The sequence below is a fragment of the Cellulomonas sp. P5_C6 genome (assembly GCF_054049635.1).
The window spans coordinates 1-4,825 of record NZ_JBFULZ010000256.1 but is presented as its reverse complement, the minus strand read 5'-3'; the positions used below and the strand labels follow the sequence as shown (position 1 = coordinate 4,825).

The following is a 4,825-nucleotide window of genomic DNA, read 5'->3' as shown; positions in this document are numbered from 1 at the left end:
CCGCGGATGACCTAGACGGGGGCCCGCCACGGCAGTGGCGGGAGCGGTGGCGGGGCGTCGCTGAGCGGAGAGCACAACGGCAGCTTCTCGCCCAGCCACCGCAGCAGGATCGAGCCCAGCACGGCGGCGGTGAGCGAGCCCGCGAGGATCCCGATCTTCGCGTTCTCCAGCTGCACGGGGTCGTCGAACGCGAGGCCGGCGATGAACAGCGAGATCGTGAACCCGATCCCCGCGAGCACGGCGCCACCGAGCAGGTGTCCCCAGCGCACGCGGCCGGGCAGCTCCCCGAGTCCGAGCCGCAGGGCGATGCTCGACGCGCCGGTGATGCCGATCGCGTTGCCCAGCACCAGCGCGACGGCCACCCCGACGGCCAGCCGGGAGTGGGCCGCCGCCTGCAGGGAGTCCGCGTTCAGGTGGATCCCCGCGTTGGCCAGGCCGAACAGGGGCACGACGACGAACGCGCTCCACGGGTGCAGGAGGCGCTGCAGCCGGTCGTTCGTCGGGACCGCCGCCCGGGCGGCCAGCTCGGCCAGGTGCTCGCGCTCGGCGGTGGCGTCGTCGATGAGCTTGCGGCCGTAGCCGGCGACCTCGTTGATGGTCTCCTGGTCCGCCGGCCGGGCCGGGACGAGCAGGCCGATGATCACGCCCGCGAGGGTCGCGTGCACGCCCGACGCCTGGACGGCGAACCAGAGCAGGATGCCGGCCACGACGTAGGGCGCCAGCTGCCAGACGTTCAGCCACCGCATCACGACGACGCCGACGACGATCGCCCCCGCCAGCGCCAGGGCGCGCATGTCGACGTCCGACGTGTAGAACACGGACATCACGGTGATCGCGCCGATGTCGTCGACGATCGCCAGCGTCAGCAGGAACAGCCGCAGCCGGTCGGGGCACTTCGGGCCGAACAGGGCGAGGATGCCGACCAGGAACGCGGTGTCGGTCGACATGACGACGCCCCAGCCGTGGGCCGCGTCCGTCCCGCCGTTGAACCCCAGGTAGATCAGGACGGGCACGAGCAGGCCGCCCAGCGCGCCCAGGGCCGGGACCGCGACCGTCCGCTTGTCCCGCAGGTCGCCCGTGGTGGCCTCGCGGCTGATCTCGAGACCGACGACCGCGAAGAAGATGGCCATCGCCGCGTCGTTGACCCACCCGTGCAGGTCGAGCTCGATGCCCCAGGTGCCCACGTGGAAGCCGGCCGTCGTCGACCACAGGGTCTCGTAGGCGTCGGACCACGGGGAGTTCGCCCAGACCAGGGCGACGACGGTCGCGGCCAGCAGGTAGACGGCGCTGCCGGCCTCGTTGGTGAGGAAGTCCTTGACGGACGGCTGCAGGCCGGGCAGGGAGACGCGCAGCGCCGGGCCCGGGGAGGTCGAGGTCGTCGACATGCGGATCAACGTCGCAGGTGGACGACCTCGACGCAACGGTCGTTCGCCGTCGGCGTCAGAAGTGCTTCTCCGGGTCGCCCATCAGCTCGGCGACGTGGTCGGGGACGTAGGTCGACAGCTCGCGCGGCGGCCGGACGTACCCGTTGGACGCGGCCGGCCGTTCCGGGAGCGTGACCTTCTCGTGCGGCACCTCGGTGTACGGGAGGGTCGAGAGCAGGTGGCTGATCATGTTGAGCCGCGCATGCTTCTTGATGTCCGACTCCACGATGAACCACGGACTGACCGGCACGTCGGTGTGCACGAGCATCTCGTCCTTGGCCTTGGAGTACTCCTCCCACCGGCTGAGCGACGCCGTGTCCATGGGGCTGAGCTTCCACTGCCGCACCGGGTCGTTGAGACGGGAGCGGAAGCGCTTGAGCTGCTCGGTGTCCGAGACGGAGAACCAGTACTTGCGCAGCAGGATGCCGTCCTCGATGAGCATCTGCTCGAAGATCGGCGTCTGCCGCATGAACCGGCTGTACTCCTGCGGCGTGCAGAAGCCCATGACGTGCTCGACCCCGGCGCGGTTGTACCAGGACCGGTCGAACAGGACGATCTCGCCGGCGGCCGGCAGGTGGGCGACGTAGCGCTGGTAGTACCACTCGGACTTCTCGCGCTCCGTCGGCGTCGGCAGCGCGGCGATGCGCACGACGCGGGGGCTGAGGTACTCGGAGATCCGCTTGATCGTGCCGCCCTTGCCGGCGGCGTCGCGGCCCTCGAAGACCACGACCACCCGGGCGCCCGTGGCCTTGGCCCACAGCTGCACCTTGACCAGCTCGGCCTGCAGGCGGAACAGCTCCGCCTCGTAGACCTTGTTCCCGATCTTGCCCCTGTCGGACTTGTGCTTCTTGCCGGACTTCTTCGCCATGATCGGACCGTACAGGTCGACGACCCGCTCCGCCGATGATCACGCACGTGACCGCATCCGCGGAACCGATCGCCCTGGACAGCCGCACCTGCGGCACTACGATCGCCCTCGTGACCGACTACAGGATCAGCGAGGCGGCGGAGCTGCTGGGCGTGAGCGACGACACCGTGCGCCGGTGGGTCGACTCGGGCGCCCTCGTGGCGCGGACCGACGAGGCCGGGCGGAGCGTCGTCGGGGGAGTCGAGCTGGCGGCGCTGGCCGTGGAGCGTGCGCGCACCCCCGAGGACCCCGACGCCGGCACCAGCTCGGCACGCAACCGGCTGTCCGGGCTGGTCACCAGGATCCTCATGGACACCGTGATGGCGCAGGTCGAGCTGCAGGCCGGCCCGTTCCGGCTGGTGTCGCTGATGTCGAGCGAGGCGGTCCGCGAGCTGGGCCTCGAGGTCGGCTCCCGGGCCACGGCCGTCGTCAAGGCCACCACCGTCCTCGTCGAGACCCCGCGGGCGCAGCGGTGAGGGCCCGCGCCCTCCTCGGGGCCGGGGCCGTGCTGCTCGCGCTGGTCGGGTGCTCGTCCGGCACGCCGGAGGCGCAGCCCACCCCGACGGTGTCGGCCGCCCCCGAGCTCACGGGCGAGCTGACCGTCTTCGCCGCGGCCTCCCTGCAGGGCGCGTTCGACGCCCTCGCGGCCGAGTTCGCCGCGCAGCACCCCGGCGTCACGGTGCACCCGACGACCTACGACGGGTCCTCGACGCTCGCGACCCAGCTGGTCGGCGGGGCGTCGGCGGACGTGTTCGCGTCGGCGGACCAGAAGAACATGACCACGGTGACGGACGCCGGCCTGGCGGAGGGGACCCCGATGGTGTTCACGACGAACACGCTCCAGATCGTCGTCGCACCCGGCAACCCGAAGAAGATCGCGTCGCTGGCGGACCTCGCCGCACTGTCGACGTCGGGCGGCAAGGTCGTGATCTGCGCCGCCGAGGTGCCCTGCGGCTCCGCCGCGCACACGGTCCTCGACGGCGCCGGCCTCACGCTCACGCCCGTCAGCGAGGAGCAGAACGTCAAGGCGGTCCTCACCAAGGTGCAGACCGGGGACGCCGACGCCGGGCTGGTCTACCGGACGGACGTGCAGGCGGCCGGCGGGACGGTCGAGGGTGTCGAGTTCCCCGAGGCGGCCACGGCCGTCAACACCTACCCGGTCGTGGTTCTGAAGACCGCGAGCTCCACTGACGTCGCCCAGGCGTTCGTCGACCTGGTGCTCTCCGACAAGGGGCAGACGATCCTCACCGGCATGGGGTTCTCCGCTCCGTGACACCAGGCCGGGTCCCGGGTCTCCTGTGGCTGCCCGCCGCGCTCGCGGCCGGCCTGCTCGTGCTGCCCGTCGTCGCGCTGATCCTGCGCGCCGACTGGTCGACCCTGCCGGCGGACATCACGACCCCCGAGGCCCTCGACGCGCTCTGGCTCTCGTTGACGACGTCGGTCGCCGCCACGGCCGCGTGCCTGGTGCTCGGGGTGCCGCTGGCCATCGTGCTGGCGCGGGCGAACGGCTGGCCCGCCGACGTGCTGCGCGCGCTGGTGACCCTGCCCCTGGTGCTCCCGCCGACGGTCGGCGGCATCGCCCTGCTCTACCTGCTGGGACGGCGCGGCCTGGTCGGCGAGTCGCTCGACGCGTGGTTCGGGATCACCATCCCGTTCACCACGGCGGCCGTCGTCATCGCGCAGGCGTTCGTCGCGATGCCGTTCCTCGTGCTCTCCGTCGAGGGGTCGCTGCGCACGGCGGGCACCCGGTTCGACGTGGTCGCCGCCAGCCTGGGCGCCCGGCCGTGGACCGTGCTCCGGCGCATCACGATCCCGCTGGTCATGCCCGGCCTGGTGAGCGGCACGGTGCTCTGCTTCGCCCGGGCGCTCGGCGAGTTCGGCGCGACCGCCCTCTTCGCGGGCAACTCCCCGGGCGTCACGCAGACCATGCCGCTGGCCATCTACTCGGCGTTCAACGGCGCCGGCGTCACGCAGGGCACGGCCGTGGCGCTGTCGCTGCTGCTGGTGTTCGCGGCCGTCGCGGTGCTGCTGGCGGCCCGCGCCTGGCGCCCGGGTCGGGCGGCCGCATGACCTCGCTGCACGCCGAGGTCGCCGTCCGCCGCGGGACCTTCGCGCTCGACGTGACGATCGCCGCCCACCCCGGCGAGATCGTCGCGGTGCTCGGGCCCAACGGCGCGGGCAAGTCCACGCTGCTCGCGGTGCTCGCCGGGCACCTGGTCCCCACGGACGGCGTCGTGCGGGTAGGGGAGCGCACGCTCACGGCCGTCTGGCACCAGAGGGTGGAGACCGCGGTCCGGCCAGAGCGTCGGTCCGTCGGGCTGCTCGGGCAGGACCCGCTCGTCTTCCCGCACCTGACCGCGCGCGAGAACGTCGCCTTCGGGCCGCGCGCGACGGGCATGGCCGCGGCCGACGCCCGGCGTGCGGCCGACGAGTGGCTCGCGGCCGTCGGCCTGGAGCAGCTGGCCGAGCGCCGGCCCGACGCGCTGTCCGGCGG

At 72.6% G+C, this 4,825-nt stretch carries 6 protein-coding genes; 4 read left to right on the top strand and 2 right to left on the bottom strand.

Features of this window, described 5'->3' with window-relative positions; genetic code table 11:
• Window positions 1-11: 11 nt before the first annotated feature.
• Together nhaA and ppk2 are read right to left on the bottom strand one after the other, a co-directional pair.
• Complete coding sequence (gene nhaA / locus ACXJKG_RS19435; protein ID WP_456847372.1) at window positions 12-1,385, bottom strand: Na+/H+ antiporter NhaA; 1,374 nt, start codon at window positions 1,383-1,385, stop codon at window positions 12-14.
• A gap of 55 nt (window positions 1,386-1,440) precedes the next feature.
• Window positions 1,441-2,292: a polyphosphate kinase 2 gene (gene ppk2, locus ACXJKG_RS19430; RefSeq protein ID WP_456847371.1), complete on the bottom strand. Its 852-nt coding sequence runs from the start codon at window positions 2,290-2,292 to the stop codon at window positions 1,441-1,443.
• Between the two features lie 110 nt (window positions 2,293-2,402).
• On the opposite strand from ppk2, the gene ACXJKG_RS19425 reads away from it, so the two are divergent.
• The 4 genes from ACXJKG_RS19425 to ACXJKG_RS19410 form a co-directional block, all read left to right on the top strand.
• A complete protein-coding gene (locus ACXJKG_RS19425) occupies window positions 2,403-2,807 on the top strand; it encodes a TOBE domain-containing protein (protein ID WP_456847370.1) in 405 nt (134 codons plus the stop codon).
• Window positions 2,804-3,604, top strand: a complete 801-nt coding sequence (gene modA, locus ACXJKG_RS19420; RefSeq protein WP_456847369.1) for a molybdate ABC transporter substrate-binding protein — start codon at window positions 2,804-2,806, stop codon at window positions 3,602-3,604. The genes ACXJKG_RS19425 and modA overlap by 4 nt, the downstream gene beginning before the upstream one ends.
• Window positions 3,601-4,401 carry an ABC transporter permease gene (locus ACXJKG_RS19415; protein WP_456847368.1) on the top strand — a complete coding sequence of 267 codons (801 nt, stop codon included), beginning with the start codon at window positions 3,601-3,603 and terminating at the stop codon, window positions 4,399-4,401. Before modA ends, ACXJKG_RS19415 begins: the two co-directional genes overlap by 4 nt.
• Window positions 4,398-4,825: ATP-binding cassette domain-containing protein (locus ACXJKG_RS19410; protein WP_456847367.1), on the top strand; the 428-nt coding region annotated here is incomplete at its 3' end. The genes ACXJKG_RS19415 and ACXJKG_RS19410, both read left to right, overlap by 4 nt.